Origin of the sequence: Pedobacter agri PB92, assembly GCF_000258495.1 — a bacterium.
GTDB lineage: Bacteria > Bacteroidota > Bacteroidia > Sphingobacteriales > Sphingobacteriaceae > Pedobacter > Pedobacter agri.
This window is the reverse complement of sequence record NZ_AJLG01000348.1, coordinates 1-737: the sequence shown is the minus strand read 5'-3', so window position 1 is coordinate 737 and position 737 is coordinate 1. Positions and strand designations below refer to the sequence as shown.

1 protein-coding gene is annotated in these 737 nt (G+C 35.1%); it reads right to left on the bottom strand.

The window, feature by feature from the left end; all coding sequences use genetic code 11:
- On the bottom strand, positions 1-670 hold a 670-nt coding region (locus ON09_RS23825), incomplete at its 3' end, for a tetratricopeptide repeat protein (RefSeq protein ID WP_010603580.1).
- Between the last annotated feature and the right edge of the window lie 67 nt (positions 671-737).

Here is a 737-nt window from a genome sequence, read left to right as displayed (position 1 = left end):
TTAGTTTTTCTAGTTTTTCTTTGGCTGTCGGGATGATATCATCCTTGCCTTCATAATTATCAATGATGCTTAGAAGTGTACTTTTTGCTTGTAAATTATCTTTCAAAGCAACATAGTTGTCAGATAAGAGAATAAATGCTTTCGCAACCCAATAATCATGAGAAGCCATATTATTTACAATATCAAAGCATGTTTTGGTTGATGTTTTGAAATCACCCTTGTTATACTCAACTAAAGCCAGATTGTATTTAGCCTCTGCTGCAGCCGCAGTTTTGGTTTTAGCAACAACATTTTTAAATTCTTTAACCGCTGTTGTGGTATCGCCTTTTAACAAATAAGCTTTACCCGCAAATAAACCTGAACTATTTTTTTCTTCTTCAGATGCTTTTTCTGATTCTTTGGTTAACTGCGCATATTTCAACATGTCGTCAGGCATGTTAAGCGCCGTATAAGCCTTTAATAAATTATTGATGGCAAAACTATAATGTGATTTATAATCGGTAGTAGTCTCCAATCGTTTCAAATAAACAATTGCCTCGTTATATTTTTTCTGATTCAGGAATAATTGTGATATACTCACCAATGAACGTTCCGTGTAATCGCTGGTCCAGTCATTTAAGATGAACTCATAATCAGGAATGGCCTCATCAGGGCGACCAAGTTTTACCAACGATTCTGCTCTGATAAATTTCGCTTCTTTTTCATGGTTTGCTTTAGGGAACTATCAGTGTGTACGT